14 protein-coding genes and 3 pseudogenes are annotated in these 21,039 nt (G+C 41.5%); 5 read left to right on the forward strand and 12 right to left on the reverse strand.

Annotated features, from left to right (window positions below):
- Nucleotides 1–585 precede the first annotated feature (585 nt).
- Both Xhom_RS15460 and Xhom_RS15465 read left to right on the forward strand, forming a co-directional pair.
- Nucleotides 586–1,911 carry an SLC5/6 family protein gene (locus tag Xhom_RS15460; protein ID WP_069318137.1) on the forward strand — a complete coding sequence of 442 codons (1,326 nt, stop codon included), beginning with the start codon at nucleotides 586–588 and terminating at the stop codon, nucleotides 1,909–1,911.
- A 952-nt stretch (nucleotides 1,912–2,863) separates the two neighbouring features.
- Nucleotides 2,864–3,430 (forward strand): annotated as a pseudogene (locus Xhom_RS15465) (tyrosine-type DNA invertase); the annotation flags it as partial.
- Between the two features lie 436 nt (nucleotides 3,431–3,866).
- Here the strand turns inward: Xhom_RS15465 and yjiA are convergent.
- From yjiA to Xhom_RS15500, 6 genes are all read right to left on the reverse strand, one after another.
- Entirely contained in the window at nucleotides 3,867–4,820 is a 954-nt protein-coding gene (gene yjiA / locus Xhom_RS15470; RefSeq protein WP_069318575.1) for a GTPase, read from the reverse strand.
- A gap of 101 nt (nucleotides 4,821–4,921) precedes the next feature.
- Nucleotides 4,922–5,125: a YbdD/YjiX family protein gene (locus tag Xhom_RS15475; protein ID WP_069318135.1), complete on the reverse strand. Its 204-nt coding sequence runs from the start codon at nucleotides 5,123–5,125 to the stop codon at nucleotides 4,922–4,924.
- Nucleotides 5,126–5,288: 163 nt separating this feature from the next.
- Nucleotides 5,289–7,442, reverse strand: coding sequence for a carbon starvation CstA family protein (locus tag Xhom_RS15480; protein ID WP_069318134.1), 2,154 nt, complete (start codon nucleotides 7,440–7,442; stop codon nucleotides 5,289–5,291).
- A gap of 175 nt (nucleotides 7,443–7,617) precedes the next feature.
- The gene (locus Xhom_RS15485) at nucleotides 7,618–9,186 is read right to left on the reverse strand and encodes a phosphoethanolamine transferase (RefSeq protein WP_069318133.1); all 1,569 of its coding nucleotides are present in this window, start codon (nucleotides 9,184–9,186) and stop codon (nucleotides 7,618–7,620) included.
- A 146-nt stretch (nucleotides 9,187–9,332) separates the two neighbouring features.
- On the reverse strand, nucleotides 9,333–10,142 hold the full coding sequence (gene map, locus Xhom_RS15490; RefSeq protein WP_069318132.1) for a type I methionyl aminopeptidase: 810 nt from the start codon (nucleotides 10,140–10,142) through the stop codon (nucleotides 9,333–9,335).
- 441 nt (nucleotides 10,143–10,583) lie between these two features.
- Complete coding sequence (locus Xhom_RS15500) at nucleotides 10,584–10,895, reverse strand: winged helix-turn-helix transcriptional regulator (RefSeq protein ID WP_232326181.1); 312 nt, start codon at nucleotides 10,893–10,895, stop codon at nucleotides 10,584–10,586.
- Between the two features lie 51 nt (nucleotides 10,896–10,946).
- Here Xhom_RS15500 and Xhom_RS15505 point away from each other — a divergent pair, with 51 nt between their 5' ends.
- The 3 genes and pseudogenes from Xhom_RS15505 (at nucleotide 10,947) to miaE (ending at nucleotide 15,387) form a co-directional block, all read left to right on the forward strand.
- Entirely contained in the window at nucleotides 10,947–11,294 is a 348-nt protein-coding gene (locus Xhom_RS15505) for a GFA family protein (protein WP_069318129.1), read from the forward strand.
- A 711-nt stretch (nucleotides 11,295–12,005) separates the two neighbouring features.
- Nucleotides 12,006–14,567: a DNA mismatch repair protein MutS gene (gene mutS, locus Xhom_RS15510; RefSeq protein ID WP_069318574.1), complete on the forward strand. Its 2,562-nt coding sequence runs from the start codon at nucleotides 12,006–12,008 to the stop codon at nucleotides 14,565–14,567.
- Between the two features lie 17 nt (nucleotides 14,568–14,584).
- Nucleotides 14,585–15,387 (forward strand): annotated as a pseudogene (miaE, locus tag Xhom_RS15515) (tRNA isopentenyl-2-thiomethyl-A-37 hydroxylase MiaE).
- A 228-nt stretch (nucleotides 15,388–15,615) separates the two neighbouring features.
- Here miaE and rpoS read toward each other — a convergent pair.
- The 6 genes and pseudogenes from rpoS to truD all read right to left on the reverse strand — a co-directional run bounded on the left by rpoS (nucleotide 15,616) and on the right by truD (nucleotide 21,037).
- The gene (gene rpoS / locus Xhom_RS15520; RefSeq protein ID WP_069318128.1) at nucleotides 15,616–16,608 is read right to left on the reverse strand and encodes an RNA polymerase sigma factor RpoS; all 993 of its coding nucleotides are present in this window, start codon (nucleotides 16,606–16,608) and stop codon (nucleotides 15,616–15,618) included.
- A gap of 54 nt (nucleotides 16,609–16,662) precedes the next feature.
- Nucleotides 16,663–17,736 carry a murein hydrolase activator NlpD gene (gene nlpD, locus Xhom_RS15525; protein ID WP_069318127.1) on the reverse strand — a complete coding sequence of 358 codons (1,074 nt, stop codon included), beginning with the start codon at nucleotides 17,734–17,736 and terminating at the stop codon, nucleotides 16,663–16,665.
- A 152-nt stretch (nucleotides 17,737–17,888) separates the two neighbouring features.
- Nucleotides 17,889–18,515 (reverse strand): protein-L-isoaspartate(D-aspartate) O-methyltransferase, encoded by a 627-nt coding sequence (locus tag Xhom_RS15530; RefSeq protein ID WP_069318126.1) that lies wholly within the window; start codon nucleotides 18,513–18,515, stop codon nucleotides 17,889–17,891.
- Entirely contained in the window at nucleotides 18,509–19,273 is a 765-nt protein-coding gene (surE, locus tag Xhom_RS15535) for a 5'/3'-nucleotidase SurE (RefSeq protein ID WP_069318125.1), read from the reverse strand. The genes Xhom_RS15530 and surE overlap by 7 nt, the downstream gene beginning before the upstream one ends.
- Nucleotides 19,274–19,561: 288 nt before the next feature.
- A pseudogene (locus Xhom_RS36745) lies at nucleotides 19,562–19,720 on the reverse strand (P-loop nucleotide/nucleoside kinase family protein); the annotation flags it as partial.
- A gap of 267 nt (nucleotides 19,721–19,987) precedes the next feature.
- Entirely contained in the window at nucleotides 19,988–21,037 is a 1,050-nt protein-coding gene (truD, locus tag Xhom_RS15545) for a tRNA pseudouridine(13) synthase TruD (RefSeq protein ID WP_069318124.1), read from the reverse strand.
- Between the last annotated feature and the right edge of the window lie 2 nt (nucleotides 21,038–21,039).

The following is a 21,039-nucleotide window of genomic DNA, read 5'->3' on the forward strand; positions in this document are numbered from 1 at the left end:
CGTCAATTACAACGACGACCCGAGCGCGTAAAAAGTTATTTCAAATCACGGTTTATTAAATATGCCGCATAGCCGATGTATTTTTCCGCCGGGTTAATAACAATAAAAAGGATTTAATACTGGAAGGATGTTTTGGAAAGATATAAACGTGATAAAGCCCACAACAATTTTCTCGAGTTGTTTCAATTGTTAATATCATAAACACACATAAGACATTAGCAAATAAAAATAAAATTTCGTTATTTATTAATTAGATAAGCATGAAATAGATTTGAGTTACAGCTTTCTTTTTTACACTATTTCTCTTCGTGATTTCTTATTGAACGCAATAAATAGCGTTTTCTTCTTTATGAAGAAGTTGTTCTCTTAGACATTGATTAGATGGAACGTTTAGGGAAATTTTTTCTCCTTGAAATCATTTACGATCAGCACACGATAATTCACTTGCTTAATGAGTGGTTACTCGGTGTTTATACCCCACAGATTTCAAGCTGCAATTAGAAAGATTGAGGGGATATGTGATGCATTTCTCTCTGTAACTGCTCAATACCTATTACAGCATCAAAGATGTAAGCGAGAGCTATTATGAAAAAAGCAGTAAAAAACAATGAGGCCCCGACCAATTTATCCTTGGCGGCCAAGCGTGCCAATATGACGGAAGTGGAATGGAAAAAAGCGATAAAATTCAATAATACCGATACAGGTTGGGTCATCATGAGTATTGGGATGGCAATTGGTGCCGGAATTGTTTTCCTGCCTGTTCAGGTCGGATTAACAGGATTGTGGGTTTTCCTGCTGTCTTCCATTATTGGCTACCCCGCTATGTATCTTTTTCAACGACTCTTTATCAATACCCTCGCGGAGTCAACAGAATGTAAAGACTATCCCAGCGTAATCAGTGGCTATCTTGGTAAAAACTGGGGTATTTTATTAGGCGTACTTTACTTTGTGATGCTCGTAATCTGGATGTTTGTTTACTCCACCGCCATAACTAATGATAGTGCTTCGTACCTACAAACATTTGGTATTACAGACGAATTAATGTCAAAAAATCCATTTTATGGATTGATATTAATTTGTACTCTGGTTGCTATATCTTCTCGTAGTGAGAAATTATTGTTCAAGTTATCCAGTCTGATGGTAATGGCAAAATTATTTGTTGTTGCTGCATTGGGCGTTTCCATGATCGGTATGTGGCATCTGTACAATATCGGAGTGTTGCCCCCCATCGATTTGCTGATCAAAAAAGCAATTATCACATTACCTTTTACACTCACCTCAATCTTATTTATCCAAACGCTAAGTCCGATGGTGATTTCTTACCGCAACCGAGAAAAAAACCGTGAGGTTGCCCGCCATAAGGCTTTGAGAGCGATGAATATCGCCTTTAGTATTCTGTTTTGTACAGTATTTTTCTATGCCGTTTCTTTTACTCTGGCAATGGGTCGTGATGAAGCCCTTAAAGCCTATGAACAAAATATTTCTGCACTGGCGATTGCCGCTCAGTTCTTTCCCGGAGGCTGGGTCATTGGTGTCAGTGTCATGCTCAATATCTTTGCTGTGATGACCGCCTTCTTTGGCGTTTACCTCGGCTTCCGCGAAGCTAGTCAGGGAATTGCCATGAATATTCTTGGTCGTTTGATACCTGCCGAAAAGATCAATGAAAAATGGGTTCAAAAAGGAATCATCATTTTTGCCATTTTATTGTCCTGGAGTGCCATTATTCTAAATGCACCAGTACTTAGCTTCACTTCCATCTGTAGCCCAATATTTGGTATCGTTGGCTGCCTCATTCCTGCTTACTTGGTTTACAAAGTCCCCAGTCTGAGCCACTACAGAGGAATATCACTCATTTTGATCGTCTTTACTGGGATATTGTTATGCGTTTCCCCTTTTCTGGCTTTTTCCTGATACGCAGAAGACTGATTTGTCATTAAGAGCCGCACGCTAAACCATGTAACACGCTGATCTACAGCAATAGACTTCAAGTTGCAATGCAGTAGCTAAAAAACAAATCCTCCGTTGCATAACGATTTATGCAACGGGGCAATAAATTCAGCTAACTAAGGCTACAATTTGAAAGAAAAAGACTATATTTTATGTCTCATAATGTAGTAAATAACCATTTCAGAAATAGAATCATTCTTAATTAATCACAAAATATATTTATTCAATTAAACTTCACAAATTGAACAAAATACAGTCTAAATTGCAAGCTTGAATTACAGTGATAATATATAAATGAAATAGTAACCACAGATATCAAAATAACCAAAATACTGTACTTCACTTTAACTCAGTCCTAAATATCTTCCTCCAATCACACAAAAACTCCCTGACCTTACCAATCCCCTCCAAAAAAATCAGAATAAAAAATCAACATAAGGAAAAAAATTAACACATTAAACTAAAAAAACACAATAGGAAGGTAATTTTTAATCAATTTTAAGGGTGCAAGCAGGCAAGTTAGACAAATCATTTACTTTTTTAGCTAAATACAGTAAAAATACACAACCAGTACACTCAAAAAGAAACACTGAAAGAATAAAAAACTAAAAGAAAAACCAGTCCAAATGATTAATTGTAAAATTCAATTGAGAAATTTTTTTATGTGGAATTTCACTTATGATTGCTCCATTCTGTACATTAGAATCATGTAACACGTATTTATAAAATTTCAATTAGTATTTTCATTAAAAATAAGACGAACAGAAGCAGCAATTTTTTATTTGCTGTTTTCTAATTAAATTAATCTAGTATTTTGCCAATCATGTTCAAAAACACTGATGGCTTGTTGTATTCGATTAGCTTAAATACCCTGGCTATTCACAATTGATCTATCTGAAGTAATAGGAATAATAATTTCATGAAGCAACGTAAATTTTTAACCCGATATGAAATAAACGCAATTTTGGCAGAAACAAAACAAGGGCGTCATGCAGAGCGAGATTATTGCATGCTATTAATGTGTTTTATTCATGGATTTAGGGTAAGTGAGTTATGTAATTTATGTTTATCCGACCTCGATCTAAACTCAGCTATCATTCATATCAGACGGTTAAAAGGTGGCCTATCAACTACACACCCTTTAATTCCAGAAGAAATTGAAGCGTTGAAGAAATGGCTCGATATTCGCCAAAAATGGCGGGAAGCCGACTCACCATGGGTATTTCTCTCACAAAAAACAGGCCCTGTTTCACGGCAGCAAGTTTATGGATTACTGAAACGTTATGGGAAGCAAGCTTCCGTCAGTGTTTCTCCACATCCCCATATGTTAAGGCATGCCTGCGGTTACGCATTAGCAGATCTCGGTCGTGATACACGTCTGATTCAGGATTATCTTGGACACCGTAATATTTCACATACTGTGATTTACACGGCCAGTAATGTGAAACGTTTTTCCCAAATTTGGGAGACGCATTCTAAATAAATGTTTTATTTTTCTTTACTGTTTTCATTTACATGAACTGTGATTACTACAATCTCCACTCACTAATTTGTGGAGATTACCGGAGCAAATATAATAGATAATTTCATCATAACGCAAATAAGTTATTATTTTTCATGTATGACAAATTCAGTTTATGAATGGATTTTATTTTTACTGTTTTATATTTGTTAATATATTGATTAGATTTTTACAGAAATTTAAATCTAAAAGATGGAATATATAATATAAGTTTCTATTTAAACACAAGTAGCAAGTTGATACACATTACCTGCAAGTTGCCTCTTTGTTGGCTGCACTCATTCCCCCAGTCACATAGTTAGCTATGCTTCTGGGGATTGATTGAGTTATCCGTAAGCGCCACTCCAATTAGGTAGACGACTCATTGCACTGCTCAATAAGGCATAAAAATAATAAATTATAATTCAGTAAATTTTTCGCGGATTTTCTGTTCTGGTAAATCCATACCAATAAAAACTAATACACTTTCACGTAACTCATCATTACGCCATTCTCTGTCCCAATCCGCGCTATAGAGACGCTGCACTCCCTGAAACAATAATCGGCGTGATTCACCTTTAATGGCAAGAATCCCTTTGTAACGCAGCAAATCATCCGCATAACTCAGCAACAGCTCTTCCATTAAGTCAGACACTCCAGATAATTCAACTGAATGCGATAAGTTAACGACAAGCGATTGGATGGTGTTTTGTTGTTTGGGTAGAAACCGAAACACAGGCTTTGAAACCGCCAGTTTATCATTCAACATAAAACCTTCGATATTGAACAATACGCTTAAATCCACATCACCTTGGATGACTTTATGGATCGGCGCTCTGGCATTGATTCTCTGCAAACGTTCAAGCAGCTCATCATGCATTGGGGCAATATCTGTTTTCGTCAGGAAAACCCTGTCGGCATATCCCACCTGCGCCTGTGCAATGGAAAAGCGATCTAATTGTTGAGCAGCATGAGCTGCATCCACCAATGTAATAATGCCATCCAATAAAAAACGCTGACACAAGATCTCATGGGAAAAGAAAGTCTGAGTAACCGGCCCTGGATCAGCCATACCAGTACATTCGATAATCAAGCGATCAAAATAAATTTCGCCCTTATCCATGGTGTCCAGTAAATCCAGCAGAGCATCTTCCAGCTCATTCGAACGGTTACAGCAGATACAACCGTTGCTTAATGTCTTAATCTGAGTAGCGCGATCACCAATCATTTCATTATCGATAGGGACTTCACCGAATTCATTTTCGATGACAGCAATTTTATGACCATGATTGGCATTGAGAATATGACGCAGTAGCGTCGTTTTGCCTGATCCCAAAAAACCTGTCAGTATTGTGACTGATATTGGTTGCATGTTTGTTTCCTGCTGAATCATCGTTTTTTTTCTTTCCACTCACAATATCCATTCATAATATTTATTCACTCTATCCATTCACAAACATTGTGCATTTTTCACTAACAGCAGCGCATGCCACCCTTGCCATCACCACCATAGCGGGCATTTTGACGTTCACGGAAAAATTCCTCATAAGTCATATGAGGCTTATCAGGGTGATTTTCTTTCATGTGCTGTACGTATGTTTCATAGTCAGGCACACCAACCAACATGCGGGCGGCCTGCCCCAAATATTTACCTGCGCAGCCAAGATTACCAAACATCATTTTTCTCCAAGAACCTGTTCTCCAAAAAATACCCCACATAATACGAAGTCGATTATGTGGGGTATACACACTTCATCTCTCAAATTGAAGTATTCCCTTCGTCTTTCAAGTTGCCGCTTTGTTGGCGGCACCTTGAAATCCATTGGGTATATGTATCACATCAGTGTGTAGACGAAACTTTTACCCCACCTTCTGGAACCGGAACATAAGGTGTTTCATTATCGGTACGTTCTGGGGTTTTGCTCGCTTTTATCGCCGTTTTGATGCCATAGATGATGATGCTATACACCACGACGAAGAATAGGATGCTTAAACCCGCATTGGTATAGTTATTCACTACAATGTGGTTCATGTTGCTGATCTGTGCAGCAGTCAATTCCGCTCCACCTTCAGCAATCCGCTGTTTGTACTCTTTCGCAAGGAAGAGGAAACCTTCCAGACGTGGATCATCGCTGAATAATTTCAGGCCCAATGCCCATGTCGTACAAATCAGCAACCAGACCGCAGGAATAACCGTTACCCAAATGTATTTGGTACGCTTCATTTTGATCAATACGACAGTACCCAGTACTAACGCAACGGCAGCCAGCATTTGGTTAGAGATACCAAACAGCGGCCACAGGCTCTTGACTCCACCTAATGGATCAACCACACCTTGATACAACAGATAACCCCATAAGCCTACACAGCCTGCTGTACCGATAATACCTGCAATCAGGGAGTCGGTTTTTTTCAGGAATGGGACAAAGTTACCCAAAAGATCCTGCAACATAAAACGACCTGAACGTGTGCCCGCATCCAGCGCAGTCAGAATAAACAGAGCTTCAAACAGAATACCGAAGTGATACCAGAAACCCATGTCGGCCGCAGGAATGATCTTGTGGAATACATGTGCAATTCCCACCGCCAAGGTTGGCGCTCCACCAGCACGGTTCAAGACTGATGGTTCACCAATGTCTTTAGCCGTTTGCAGGATTTGCTCAGGTGAAATGACGAAACCCCAAGAACTCACAGTCGCTGCCGCATGGGTAGTCACTTCCTTTAAGGACGCCATAATCATAGGTGCTTCTGCTGTGCCTAAGTTATGCAAATCAGGCATGGTAATGCCCAACGCTGCTGGCGGCGTATTCATGGCGAAGTACAGCCCCGGTTCAATGATGGATGCAGCAATCAATGCCATGATTGCAACAAACGATTCCATCAGCATCGCACCATAACCGATGAAGCGAGCATCTTTTTCATTCGCCAGTAATTTAGGCGTAGTACCTGAAGATATCAGTGCATGGAAACCTGACACCGCACCACAGGCAATGGTGATGAACAGGAATGGGAATAACGTACCTTTCCAAACAGGCCCTGTACCATCGATATATTGTGTTACAGCTGGCATTTTCAGATCAGGGTTCAGGATAACGATCCCAATCGCAAGACCAACAATCACCCCAATTTTCAGGAAAGTCGCCAGATAGTCACGCGGTGCCAAAATGAGCCAAACTGGCAATAATGCAGAAACGAATGCATAACCAATCAGCGCATAAGTAATGGTGGTATCTTTGAACGTCAGTGCAGGCCCCCAATAAGGATCAGCTGCAATAACACCACCGAACCAAATGGCAGCAATCAACATAAGAATACCCATCACAGAGACTTCACCAACACGTCCCGGACGGATATATCGCATATAGATCCCCATGAAAAGTGCAATCGGTACTGTCGAGCAAACCGTAAAGACACCCCACGGACTTTCTGCCAATGCTTTCACGACGATCAAAGCCAGTACTGCCAGAATGATGATCATAATTAAGAAGCAACCAAACAGGGCGATAGTACCCGGAACCCGTCCCATTTCTTCTTTGACGATCTCACCCAACGATGCTCCATTGCGGCGGGAGGAGATGAACAGCACCATAAAATCCTGTACCGCCCCAGCGAGAACCACCCCAGCCAATAACCACAATGTGCCTGGTAAATAGCCCACCTGTGCCGCCAATACTGGCCCTACCAATGGGCCGGCACCAGCAATGGCTGCAAAGTGATGACCAAACAGGACATTTTTGTTGGTGGGAACATAGTTCAATCCATCATTATTAACGACGGCAGGAGTGGCGCGTGTTGCATCCAATTTCATCACCTTGGTAGCGATATACAAACTGTAATACCGATAAGCAACAAGATAAACGGCTACGGATGCTACAATGATCCATAACGCACTAACATGTTCTCCCCGACGCAGCGCAACAACGCCAAGGCAAAATGCGCCAATTATCCCCAATATCATCCAAGGGATATGTTTCAAAAATTTATTATTGTTCATAATAAAACACCATATTTAAGGTATATACTCTTTGCCATAATGCCCTATGATATAAAACCTTCCCCTGTCATATTGGAAGGATCTGAGCCAGCGGTTGAATACCATATTAAGCGGTCATAATCCTCCAATCAGCGGTTTACATATAGAGAGAAACGATCAGATTTTGCGATCTAACTCACTTTTTAAAACCAAAATTAATGGCGTCATCTTTCAGTTGATTAAAATCTTCATATTCGCCACTAAATGAAATAACAGTATGTTGGTTCTCGCACTCTTGGTTAGAAAACCAATCACATTCAGATATCAGACGAGACTCTTCAATCCTCATCCATTTCGCTAACATTGACAAAAGGTGCAGACCACTGCGATGGGCATCTATGGTGTTTTTAGCAGAATAGTCATAACCGGTAATGATAAATGGAACTTGATAGTTTTGTTTATTATCATCGTTATGGGTAAGATTTTCGTCATCCGTGTTTTTATGCACAAATGACAATCCATGATCTGAAAAATAGAGCATCGTCCAATGTAATTGGTTCTGATTAGCAACCTTTTCAACTTCCGCCAACAAACTGTCTGTATTGTGAATACTCTGGGCATAACATGAGATATTTTTGGAATGAAAATAGGTACTATATTGTTCATTAGTTCTGACACAAGGTTGTGGATGCGAACCCATTAGATGAATAACGACTAATTTTTTCCGCTTATCTTTCGTCAACGCCTTGCGAATATGAGAAAGCAAATTTTCGTCTGGCATATAGCTACGATCGTCTGAACTACCTTCCTTTAAAAAAGTATGATAATTAGCCTGCTGTCCAATCAATGCCACAGGAGAATCAAATCCACCTTTCATACCTTGGTTAGACAGCCAGTAGGTTTCAAATCCCGCTTTTTTCGCCAGAGAAACGACACTGTTATTCAATTGAATTTCGTTTGATCCACGTATTGCTAAAGAATTCATTAGCGATAACTGCGTTGACGGTGCTGAAGAAATATAGTTGGTTAATTTTGTTGAATTGACTTTATCTAACCACGGGGTATTTGTATCTGGAAATCCATAAGCATTCAGAAAATCTTTACGAACACTTTCACCAATTACCATGATGTATGTGTCATATTGTCCTTCTTTGACAGTAGGCTTCCAGTCATCCTGACGATCGATAATCTTGGCAAATCGGCTATTTTCGGACATCACTTTCTCATAATTCTGATAAGCATCCCGGAAAAAACGGACTTCTGGTAAACTGGTATTCAAAAGCTCTGAGCTATCTTCAAAATCCGATTTAATATATCCCTTAACAGGCGACCAGAAAGCCGAAATGAAGAACAGAAAGAATAACCATTTTTTCCCTTTATTAGAAAAAGTGACATTTAATTTAAATGAAAACATCATCAGCACAAAAATGGCGATGGCTATTATATAAGTTACAATCGGCAACCCACTGATATATTCCAATGTTTCATTTTTATTCGTATAAATCAATGATCCCACAGCATTGACATCCGGATAACCGTAATTAAGGCCAATCGGGGTATAGAGCATTCCCAAAAGCGAAAAAAAAGCAATCAAAAAGACATACATTCGTTTACTGATAGCCGCCACCAATAAGAACAGAGCAAAGGCACTAAATACATATATCTGTTTTAACTGATAACCCAGAGATGTATGTATTAAATAAATCAGAAACCAAAGAATAATAAAATTAAACAAAAACTTTTTTTTATGCAAAGATAAAGACATAGTCATCCTATGATTTTATATATCCGATAAACTTAGAGTTTGATTGAAATGCTATTAAACCAGACTCCTGATAGCATAGCTAAAAAACCCGATGCTATTTCAAATCAACTCACAGTGAGTTCACTATCGCACAGAAAGAACGCAGATTATTGAGAGATTGACAGATAGCGTTCAAAAGACTCACGCTCTTCTTCCCGCAAAGTCAGCACCTGAAAACCATCACGGGTAACCAAGATCGTATGCTCAAACTGAGCTGATAGACGGCGATCTTTGGTGGTAACTGTCCAGCCATCTTTATGCAGTTTAACGTCCTTTTTCCCCTGATTGATCATCGGCTCAATAGTGAAAGTCATGCCTTCTTCCAGCACTATTCCTTCACCCACCCGACCATAATGCAGGACTTGTGGCTCCTCATGCATACTGCTGCCAATGCCATGCCCACAATATTCGCGCACTACCGTATAATTATTCGCTTCAGCATGCTGTTGTATTGTGTAACCAATATCCCCCAACGCAATACCCGGTTTAACAATCTTAATCGCCTTATACAGACATTCTTGAGTCACATCCACCAAACGCTGGGTATGGGAAAGTACGTCACCGACACAAAATGTGATGCTACTATCACCATAATAACCCTCTTTTATGACCGTCACATCGACGTTAACAATATCGCCATTCTTCAGTTTTTTCTCCGAAGGCCAACCATGACAAACGACATGATTTACCGAAGTATTGACTGTATAAGGAAAACCGTACTGCCCCAGACTGCCTGGTGTCGCATCAAGGGTATTGATTATGTAATCATGGCAAAACGTATCAATTTCAAGAGTCGTTATGCCCGGCACAATAACCGAACGAACGGCTTCAAGTACCTGCCCCGTCAAGCGCCCTGCTATTTCCATTTTCTTGATTTCTTGCACATCTTTTATCAGTATTCCATTGCTTTTTGCCATTATTTTTCCTCTATTCAATATTATTTATACCCAATAAATGTCATGTTGCAGCGCGGCGGCAGGGGGACAAATTTCCAGCAGCATGGATAACTATGTGACCAGAAATAGTGACCGAAATGCATGAATACAGCCCACAAAGCAGCAGCTTAAAAAATGATAGGTATAGATCTCTTTTTATAATGCACTTATATCAGTGAACAACTCAAGATAACACCCACCTCAAATTCTTTTAAAATAATTCGTATTTTGACCTGAATCACACCATACTGAAATTTATCATACGTGCCCCTTCCTCCTTCTATACTAACCAATTGATTTAAAATGGATATATAATGAAAAGGTTCTTTTGAATGACATAAATAACGAAGATCATTTGATACTAAAAAAGCAACCCGGTTAGGGAATGACAAAAAGTGGCCGAGAAAAGATAATGACAAATCTTTATTGACCACATAATTTCCCCACTATCCAATTTTCCAATAACCATCTTTTTTTTGCTCCAATGCGAATCAAATATTCTGCATCCTGTAATATTTTGATATTACACTCTATAGTGCGACGATTTACCCCCAAATTTTCAGCTAATTGAATTATGGTAATTGCAGGGGCAACAATAATAACAGCTAAGATTTTTTGCGACGTGGCATTGAATCGCCGTGAATTTTGTACCGACACCTGCACCGACATCGCAACAGAATTCCGTTTTTGGCTATCAAGGCTTTCTCTCAGCGCTTCGGCTAATTTTTCCAGCATAAAATCGATAAATAGCATACAGTTACTAGCACGATCACATAAGGAAAAATCATGATTCCAAAAGAATATCGAGGTGGATGTTTATGTGGCAACATCAAGTTCCTTGCTCTGGGTGATCCCAATAACCCTCATACTTGTTCTTGCTCTATGTGCCAACGTCATTCCGGCGCATTAACACTTTGCTGGGTGGAGTTTCCTAAAGAAGCGGTCCAATGGACTGGAGAAGGAGGAGAGCCCTCATTATATCGCTCTTCTGATTATTCCTGCCGGGCATTTTGTAGCCAATGTGGCAGCTCACTAGGTGCGATTGATGATGGTCCTACCGTTGGATTAATTCTCGGTAATTTCGATCATCAAGGACAACAAGAACTCGCTCCGCTTTCGCTCATGAAAGATTAAGTATCAGGCTGCTACATTGCAGCCTGAACATATAGATTGCTACCGCCAAATCTCACTTTTTTGGGATAAATCCTCACTTAAATTTTGAGCAAGGATTTCAATCAAGAGATTAAAGCTGATTTGGTCTAGAATTTCACCGTAAGGTTCGTTCTGAACGTACGATGAAGAAAGTGAGAATATAATTAAATAATTTCAGATAGATATAACAAAAAATAACGCAAAAGACGAGGTTAATGACGGATTCAACTTTCAAGTGCAACGCCATCTATGCAGCCCACGTCGTTCTACAAAAACCACTTTGGGTTGCCTGAATTACAGACACTTATTATCTGAATTCAGGAACAATAATAATTATTATCATTAATGTGGATATCATAAAGTTCTCTTGGATTGTGCATAAAGCAATCAACTCAATTACATGAAATCATAGGTGAGATTAAATCGAGCCACTTCGCAATCCTGCTGAATAATCAAAAAATCCGATACATTCCTGCGAGTAATCCTGCTAACCTAAACCCCCAAATCTTCCTAATCTAATCCACAGATGAATCACACGGATTATCAGTGATAAGATAGCGTTTTTGCCCAGGATGAGGTTCATTAACGTCCCATCCTTAGCTGATTATATTTAGGTTTTGTCATTTAGATGGGTTGACTGAGCGTCGATAGCCCAACCGAGTCAACAGGAATAATAATTTGAATCAAATCAATATGAAAGAATCTCCAGCAAAGGATATAGATAGTCATACTCCCATGATGCAGCAGTATCTGCGTCTGAAAGCACAACACCCAGATATCCTTATGCTTTATCGGATGGGGGATTTTTATGAGTTGTTCTTTGACGATGCCAAAAAGGCCGCAAGGTTACTGGATATTTCACTAACCAAACGCGGGCAATCGGCAGGTCAACCTATTCCTATGGCGGGTGTTCCTTATCACGCTATCGAAAACTATTTGGCAAAACTGGTACAACTCGGTGAGTCTGCGGCAATCTGCGAGCAAGTAGGTGATCCGGCGAGCAGTAAAGGCCCCGTTGAACGCAAAGTTGTACGTATTGTGACCCCCGGTACGGTGACTGATGAAGCCTTGCTACAAGAGCGTCAGGATAATCTTCTGGCCGCTATCTGGCAGGATAATCAGGGATTTGGTTATGCAACGCTGGACATCACTTCCGGACGTTTCCGCGTTTCCGAGATGGCCGACGAAGATACCATTGCCGCAGAATTGCAACGTACCCGTCCTGCAGAGCTACTTTATCCTGAAACATTTGGGCATATGGCGTTGATTGAACGCTGTCATGGTTTGCGTCGCCGCTCAATGTGGGAATTTGAGCTGGATACAGCAAGACAACAACTGAATTTGCAATTTGGCACCCGCGATCTCATTGGCTTCGGCGTGGAAAAAGCAACCCTCGCCCTACGTGCTGCCGGCTGCTTGCTGCAATACGTGAAAGACACGCAACGTACCGCTCTGCCCCATATCCGCAGTATTACGATGGAGCGCCAGCAAGAAACAGTCATTATGGATGCCGCAACCCGCCGTAATCTGGAGCTGACACAAAATCTATCTGGTGGTATTGAAAACACGCTAGCTTCAGTGCTCGATCAGTGTGTGACACCAATGGGCAGCCGAATGCTAAAACGCTGGCTACATGCGCCCATTCGTAACAAAGACATACTGGAAAATCGTCAGCAGGCCATTTCCGCTTTGCAGGAAATCGGCTATGAATTGCAACCATTTTTACGTCAAGTCGGTGATTTAGAACGTGTACTTGGCCGTCTTGCACTCCGCTCTGCCCGCCCTCGTGATCTGGCCAAAATGCGCCACGCCTTCCAGCAATTGCCGGATATTCATCAAATCATGGCATCTTCCGATTCGCCTTATATTCAAGCGTTAAAGCAGCGCGTGGGACATTTTGAAGAATTACAGACGCTGTTGGAACATGCGATTGTCGAAACTCCGCCTGTTTTAGTCCGTGACGGTGGCGTGATTGCCACAGGCTATAATGCTGAGCTAGATGAGTGGCGAGCCTTAGCCGACGGTGCCAGTGATTATCTGGATCGGCTGGAAATTCGCGAACGTGAGAAGCTCGGTATCGATACCCTGAAAGTAGGCTTCAATGGGGTGCATGGCTATTATATTCAGGTCAGCCGTGGACAAAGCCACTTAGTACCAATCCATTATGTACGCCGTCAGACGCTGAAAAATGCGGAACGCTACATTATTCCAGAGTTAAAGGAATATGAAGATAAGGTGCTGACATCCAAAGGCAAAGCTCTCGCCATTGAGAAAGCCCTGTATGAAGAATTGTTCGATTTGTTGCTGCCTCATCTGGCAGAATTGCAGACCAGTGCCGAAGCACTGGCAGAGCTGGATGTGCTGGCGAACCTTGCTGAACGTGCTGAAACACTGAATTACACGAGCCCGACATTGACAGATAAAGTCGGGATTCAAATCACGGGTGGTCGCCATCCGGTTGTTGAGCAAGTACTCAGTGAGCCTTTTATTTCGAACCCATTAACGCTTTCGTCACAACGCCGTTTGCTTATTATCACTGGGCCGAATATGGGGGGAAAAAGTACCTATATGCGCCAGACGGCCTTGATTACACTGCTAGCGTATATAGGAAGTTTTGTTCCTGCCGAAAAAGCCGTCATTGGCCCCGTAGATCGCATCTTCACCCGTGTAGGGGCATCCGATGATTTGGCTTCAGGACGTTCCACATTTATGGTGGAAATGACTGAAACGGCCAATATTTTGCATAACGCCACCGAGTACAGTTTGGTTTTGATGGATGAGATTGGGCGTGGTACATCAACGTATGATGGCTTATCTCTTGCTTGGGCCTGTGCTGAAAGTCTGGCTAACCGCATCAAGGCGATGACACTATTTGCAACTCACTATTTCGAGCTGACGATGCTGCCTGAAAAATTGGAAGGTGTCGTTAATATTCATCTGGATGCCGTTGAACATGGCGATACCATCGCTTTTATGCACAGTGTGCAAGAAGGCGCAGCGAGCAAGAGTTATGGACTGGCGGTTGCCTCTTTGGCGGGTATTCCTCGTGATGTTATTAAACGAGCGCGCCAGAAACTCAAGGAGTTGGAATCACTCTCCAATAATACGACAGCGAGCCACGTCGATACACCACAATTGACTCTGCTGACAGAAGAAACGTCTCCGGCAGTTGAAGCACTGGAAAACCTGAATCCAGATACGTTGACACCACGTCAGGCACTGGAATGGATTTATCGTCTGAAAGATATGGTATAACCATGAATGCGGTGATAATGAATAGCTTAGCAATCAGTAATGTCTCAATGAATTTTGATACCAATCTGCTATCACCCATTTATCAATTTTTACAGTGTGAAACCCCTGAACAATGGGTAAAAAAAGCCCGGCAGCCTGAAAATCTGCCGGTTTTACTACGCGACCATCTGTTATGTGAGTTAAAAGCTGCTCAAAGTGCGATGTTCTTAATTCGAAATATGCCGTTGATCCCGAAAGTGCCGATACTTTGTTGGCATGGTTTAAGCCTTATGAAGACTTTGCCTATAAAAAAATTGGCGATATCCACTCACTGAAAGGCAAAAATCAGGTCACCAAGCAAATTACTGCCCGGGCAAAGTCACCTTATAGTCAGGACTTAATTGATAAAATGGTGTTGTTGATTAAGGAAGAATTACACCACTTTTATCAGGTACTGGAAATCATGGATGCCAGAGGGATCAGCTATGACAGCATCAGCACCAGCCGCTATGCCAAATCGCTGTTCCAACATATTACCAACCATGAGCCTTATACACTGGTTGATAAACTGATTATTGGTGCTTATATCGAGGCGCGTTCATGTGAACGTTTCGCGAAACTTGCTCCTCATCTGGATGAAGAATTAGGCAAATTTTATATTTCTTTGCTGCGTTCTGAAGCACGCCATTATCAGGATTATTTAACACTGGTCCAATCGATATCCAAAGACGATATTACGGAAAGGATAAGTTATTTCGGCCGGATTGAAGCAGAACTTATTCAAACATATGACCATGATTTTAAATTTCACAGCGGTATTCCTGCTATCGCGAATAAATAAACGCAAGAATAAGTGAACAAAAGATAAACCGGTTAAGCGAAAGATAAATAATAAACGAATAAAAGGTGGACTTATTTAGCCCACCTTTTATTATGGATTAATATACTATTTATCTTTCAAATTGCCACCCTCAGGATTAGCGTCTCTGCACTCAATCAACGAGTTATAGAGAAAGCCATTTATTTTCCGTCACGCTGCAATTTGAAATCTATCCGATAAAATAAGTCACTAAGTGCGGAATAACGACTCTATATTCAAGCCTTGGTTATGCAGTATATCTCTAAGACGACGCAACCCTTCAACTTGAATTTGACGAACTCTTTCTCTTGTTAATCCTATTTCTCGCCCAACATCTTCTAATGTTTCTGCTTCGTATCCCAGCAAACCGAAACGGCGGGCCAAAACCTCACGCTGCTTTGCGTTCAGTTCAAACAACCATTTGACGATACTGTGTTTCATATCGTCATCTTGAATAGTTGTCTCTGGCCCAGAATCGTTCTCATCAGATAAAATATCCAACAATGCTTTATCTGAATCACCACTAATTGGCGTATCGACAGAAGTAATGCGTTCGTTAAGCCGCATCATACGACTTACATCTTCAACAGGTTTATCCAGTTTTTCGGCAATTTCTTCGATACTGGGTTCATGATCCAATTTGTGTGCTAGTTCTCTTGCAGTACGTAAGTAGACGTTCAGTTCTTTGACTATGTGAATAGGCAGACGAATTGTTCGAGTTTGGTTCATGATAGCTCGTTCAATTGTTTGTCGGATCCACCATGTCGCATAGGTAGAAAAACGAAAACCTCTTTCAGGATCAAATTTTTCCACCGCACGAATAAGCCCAAGGTTACCTTCTTCAATCAGATCCAGCAGTGCTAATCCCCGATTGCTATATCGGCGTGATATTTTGACGACCAATCGCAAGTTACTTTCAATCATGCGTTGGCGTGCGGCCATATCTCCCCGAAGTGCCCGTCTGGCAAAAAGAACCTCTTCCTCTGCTGTTAACAGTGGAGAAAAACCAATCTCTCCGAGATAAAGTTGTGTTGCGTCAAGTACTCGTTGGTTTACCCCTTGCAACAAATCCAAATCGTCATCAAGACTAGCTACATCATCCCCATCTTTCAGCAACGCTTCATCAAAGTCATCAGCTTCCATGCTATTTTCGTCTAAATCCGCATCATACAACTCATTAACTTTAAGCGTACTTTGGCTCATCAGCTGCTCCTACCCATGATAATGCGGGCAGGAATATCAGATCCCTGCCCCGGTTTATCGCTGCGGAAGATAACGCAGCGGGTTTACGGATTTTCCCTTGTAGCGAATTTCAAAATGTAATCTTACGGAACTTGTTCCGGTACTACCCATGGTGGCAATCTTTTGCCCCGCTTGAACATCCTGCTGCTCACGTACCAACATGGTGTCGTTATGAGCATAGGCACTCAGGTAGTCATCGTTATGTTTTATTATTATTAAATTTCCATATCCGCGTAGCACATTTCCGGCATAAACCACTTTCCCACTAGCAGTTGCAAATACGGGTTGGCCACGACTACCCGCAATATCAATGCCCTTATTTCCCCCCAGAGAATCAGAGAAACCTTCAAGGGTTTTTCCTTCCGCAGGCCATCTCCAACTACTAGTAACCCCGTTGCTATTGCTAATGGTGCTATTGGCGCCTGTATCTGTTGCTGTAGATACTTTTAAAGAGGAATTGTCGCTAACAGAAATAGTTTCTCTTGGCAACATCCTTTCAGAGCTAGGTCTATCAATATTTGCAGGATACGCATTAATTTTTTGAAAATCAACCTGCTTAATTTTAGATTGGTTGCTATTTGATGCTGATAATACACCATTATTGGAGGTTACATTATCTATTCTCAGGACCTGACCAACATTTAAGCCATATGGTTCCAAAATATTATTTATGCGAGATAGATCACGAAAATCAACCCCTGTAATCCATGCTATATAGAACAACGTATCCCCATGCTTAACCGTGTAAGAGCTTCCGCTATAGCTTCCTTTGGGAATACTTTCATAGTTACGGTTATAGACGATCTTTCCTTGATGTGAGCTATCTTTTGCAGCATGATTCACTGGATAACGATTTTCCATAGCACGATTTTCTGGTTTGCGATTCATTGAAATGATTGCAGGAGAAGATGGCATGGGAGTCGAAATTGATGGCGGTCTGGAGGATATTCCTCCATCTTTTGCCTTATTATCAATATTCACTATTGGAGCAGGGCGGTCTGGTGTATTGCTACAACCGACTAGCATAATTCCCATTACAGTATTGGTGATTATCCACTTTATTTTTTTCATTGGGTTTCCTAAATTCATACCTTATTCCCCCACAAAGGAAAATAATAAGTGTTAAGAATGATTATTTATAAAGAAATTTAGAATCATAAGAGATTTAAAGCGAAATATTTTGCTTAATTTCAGCAAAAATAACAGCAACTTTAAAAAATTAAGACAAAGTAATTAGCCAGTTATGCCAATTCACCTTGAATTAGGGGTACAAAACGGACGGATTCGATAACTTCGCCATGAAAATCATTCCCATAACGATGTACCACTTTCAGTGACTGAGAGCGCTCACCTACAGGCAACACCATCACTCCTCTGTCAGCAAGCTGATGAAGGAGTGATGGTGGAATTTCTGGCGGGGCTGCTGTGACAATGATGGCATTAAATGGCCCTTTTGATGGCCATCCATACCATCCATCACCGTGACGGGTTGAGATATTATGTAAGTCGAGCTGCTTTAACCTGCGTTTAGCCTGCCACTGTAATCCCTTAATACGCTCTACGGAGAAGACGTGTTTGGCTAAATGAGCAAGTATTGCCGTCTGATAACCCGATCCTGTACCAATCTCTAGTACATTGGCATCAGCCGTTAAATTCAGCAGCTCTGTCATACGGGCAACAATATAGGGCTGAGATATCGTTTGCCCATGTCCAATGGGCAGTGCCGTGTTTTCATACGCCTTATGCGCAAGGGCTTCATCAACAAAACTTTCCCGAGGCACTTTAGCAATGATGTCCAGTAGCTGTTCGTTATGTATACCTTGCTGACGTAATTGATCCAGCAAATTTTTCATTGACCGGCTTAACATTCCCCGATATCCCCGACTTTTTTCAACCAATCGTTTATCAGTTCTTGTGCTTTATAAGCCGTTAAATCCACCTGCAAAGGCGTAATAGAGACAAATCCTTCCTCTACCGCAGCAAAATCCGTATCAGGCCCAGCATCATGTTTCTCGCCCGGAGGGCCTATCCAGTAGAGCATACTTCCTTTGGGATCTTCCAAAGCATAAACTTCTTCAGCAGCACAGCGACTGCCACATCGTGTCACCCGAAACCCTTTGATTTGCTCAATAGGGATATCAGGTACATTGATATTCAGAATATTACCTGCTCTCAGTGGGAATGCTTGCAGCATGGTTAATAAACGCAATGTCACTTCTGCTGCTGTTTCGTAATGTTCCTCACCATTGAGTGATACCGCCAATGCAGGTAATCCTAAATGACGCCCTTCCATTGCAGCCGCAACGGTACCGGAATAAATCACATCGTCACCAAGATTAGGGCCACAGTTGATTCCTGAAACCACAATATCAGGGCGAGGACGAACCAAATTATTTACCCCTAGATAGACACAGTCTGTCGGCGTACCTTCCTGAACAGCCATATCACCATTTTTCAGTGTATTAATGCGCAAAGGGCGATCCAGCGTTAAGGAATTCGACGCACCGCTGCGGTTACGATCAGGTGCAACCACCTGAACATGATAGTGTTTCCGCAATGTAGCCGCTAAGGTTTGAATTCCCGGAGCGGTGACACCATCATCGTTACTCAGCAATATCCGCAGCATTGAAGTATCTCATTGATTTTATTAAGTGAAACATAGTTGATACGTTAATTTCCCCTAGAATATTGTCCTGTTTGTTTAATGTAACCCGCGATTGGACAATATTAAGACAATTAGAAAATTGTTTGATCTTAGCATGACGTTACCAGTTTTGTAGAGTGCTTTGCATTCAGACCATAACAAATGAAAGAAGCCACCATTTACGTAAGCCATTGAGTGAATTAGCGCAGCCAACTATGCTGTGTCACTATTCGGCACAACGATTCCGAACAACTATTCCATACAACTATGTAGCCATCGATCCTCACTAATCACAATTGTCATTGGCTGCTGAGCAAGTTTTGCCGAGAGAGTCGACTTTCCCGAGGCTATTTTTCCACACAATATGTGGAGAACAGGCCTGTCTTTATGGGTGGAATATTTATAATTGGGAGGTTCTGATAAAGACATATTTTTCCTCGCTAGACGGTGCCAGACAAAGGCCCACCTTTCCAAAAAGTATGTTAATAGGAAATGATGCTTTTGAGTTTTATATCAATAGCTTTATATCAACAAATAGCGTGAAAGGACAACTCTGAACGAGATGAAATGACTCTATTTTGGTGTTGCCAAGAGACACAATGAAAAGCCATTTGTATTTCTTGGCATCAACCTATGGGAAAGCAATAGAGTTAATTGAGGTAGTTACCCGCAATAATGGTGACTACGAAATAATAACTACTCCGCAATATCAGCCTCGTTATTTTGCTCCTGATTGATAATCTCCCTAACAACACTGGTTGCAAAACTACCTGATGGCAGAGAAAAATGGAGGGTCACAGTTTGATCATCCAGCCATTCCCAACGCAGGTTAAGCGGCTTGATCAACATTGCCCGACGGGCGCTCTCTACACGCTCACGCTTAACTAATGACCAAAGCAATTCATAATCTTGCAAGTACTGCTGCTCAAAATCCAAAGCCTGATGCTGAGTGCCCAATGCCTTATCACCCGGCAAAGGAGCGGTTATCTGTAATTCCCCACCCATAACCCGTTGCTGCAATACATCCAGTTCAGATTCATCAGCCACAAACCAGCTTCCGCGTCCTGTTAGTTGTAACGCATCCCCATTTTGTACCTGCTGATGCTCACCCCGCGCAATACGCAGGCTGGCAATGGCGTTAAACATGGCGCTACGGCAGGCAGAGAGGTAAAAGCTACGGCGGTTACGTTCTCTGACTTGGATTTCATTAGCAGCCCAAAGCTGTGCCTGAACCAGGTTTTGTCCACCACGACCAAAACGTTGCTCACCGAAGTAATTCGGCACACCAGTCTGTGTTATCTGTTGCAAACGTTTTTCAACGGATGGGCGGTCAGATATTTCTCTTAATACCAGTGTAAAATCATTGCCTTTTAATGAACCAATCCGGAGTTTCCGTTTTTGGCGGGAAGTCGCCAGTACCTCACAACCCTCAAGCTGGAACGCCGTTAAATCAGGATCTTGTTTTCCCGGTAGGTGCAAACAAAACCACTGTTCCGTAACTGCATTTCGATCTTTTAACCCCGCATAACTGACCGAGCGAGCAGGTATTTTGGCAAAACGAGCTAAATGATCTGCCACAAATTGGGTATTACACCCTGTTTTGCGGATATGAATCATCAAATGTTCGCCTTCTCCATCAGGAGAAAATCCCAAATCTTCACGAACAATAAAGTCTTCTGGTGAGGCTTTGACAATACCTGTCGCTTCTGGTTGGCCATAAAGCCAGTGTAATTCACTCAATGTCATGC

The organism is Xenorhabdus hominickii (genome assembly GCF_002632725.1).
Taxonomy (GTDB): domain Bacteria; phylum Pseudomonadota; class Gammaproteobacteria; order Enterobacterales; family Enterobacteriaceae; genus Xenorhabdus; species Xenorhabdus hominickii.

Excerpts from the sequence above, each read along its gene's own strand:
- Xhom_RS15500 (WP_232326181.1), bottom strand. The coding sequence starts at position 10,895 with ATGCTGGAAAAATTAGCCGAAGCGCTGAGAGAAAGCCTTGATAGCCAA.
- nlpD (WP_069318127.1), bottom strand. The coding sequence starts at position 17,736 with ATGAATTTAGGAAACCCAATGAAAAAAATAAAGTGGATAATCACCAAT.
- Xhom_RS15530 (WP_069318126.1), bottom strand. The coding sequence starts at position 18,515 with ATGTTAAGCCGGTCAATGAAAAATTTGCTGGATCAATTACGTCAGCAA.
- yjiA (WP_069318575.1), bottom strand. The coding sequence starts at position 4,820 with ATGCAACCAATATCAGTCACAATACTGACAGGTTTTTTGGGATCAGGC.
- Xhom_RS15485 (WP_069318133.1), bottom strand. The coding sequence starts at position 9,186 with ATGTCTTTATCTTTGCATAAAAAAAAGTTTTTGTTTAATTTTATTATT.
- surE (WP_069318125.1), bottom strand. The coding sequence starts at position 19,273 with ATGCTGCGGATATTGCTGAGTAACGATGATGGTGTCACCGCTCCGGGA.
- Xhom_RS15460 (WP_069318137.1), top strand. The coding sequence starts at position 586 with ATGAAAAAAGCAGTAAAAAACAATGAGGCCCCGACCAATTTATCCTTG.
- map (WP_069318132.1), bottom strand. The coding sequence starts at position 10,142 with ATGGCAAAAAGCAATGGAATACTGATAAAAGATGTGCAAGAAATCAAG.
- Xhom_RS15475 (WP_069318135.1), bottom strand. The coding sequence starts at position 5,125 with ATGTTTGGTAATCTTGGCTGCGCAGGTAAATATTTGGGGCAGGCCGCC.
- mutS (WP_069318574.1), top strand. The coding sequence starts at position 12,006 with ATGAAAGAATCTCCAGCAAAGGATATAGATAGTCATACTCCCATGATG.
- rpoS (WP_069318128.1), bottom strand. The coding sequence starts at position 16,608 with ATGAGCCAAAGTACGCTTAAAGTTAATGAGTTGTATGATGCGGATTTA.
- truD (WP_069318124.1), bottom strand. The coding sequence starts at position 21,037 with ATGACATTGAGTGAATTACACTGGCTTTATGGCCAACCAGAAGCGACA.
- Xhom_RS15480 (WP_069318134.1), bottom strand. The coding sequence starts at position 7,442 with ATGAACAATAATAAATTTTTGAAACATATCCCTTGGATGATATTGGGG.
- Xhom_RS15505 (WP_069318129.1), top strand. The coding sequence starts at position 10,947 with ATGATTCCAAAAGAATATCGAGGTGGATGTTTATGTGGCAACATCAAG.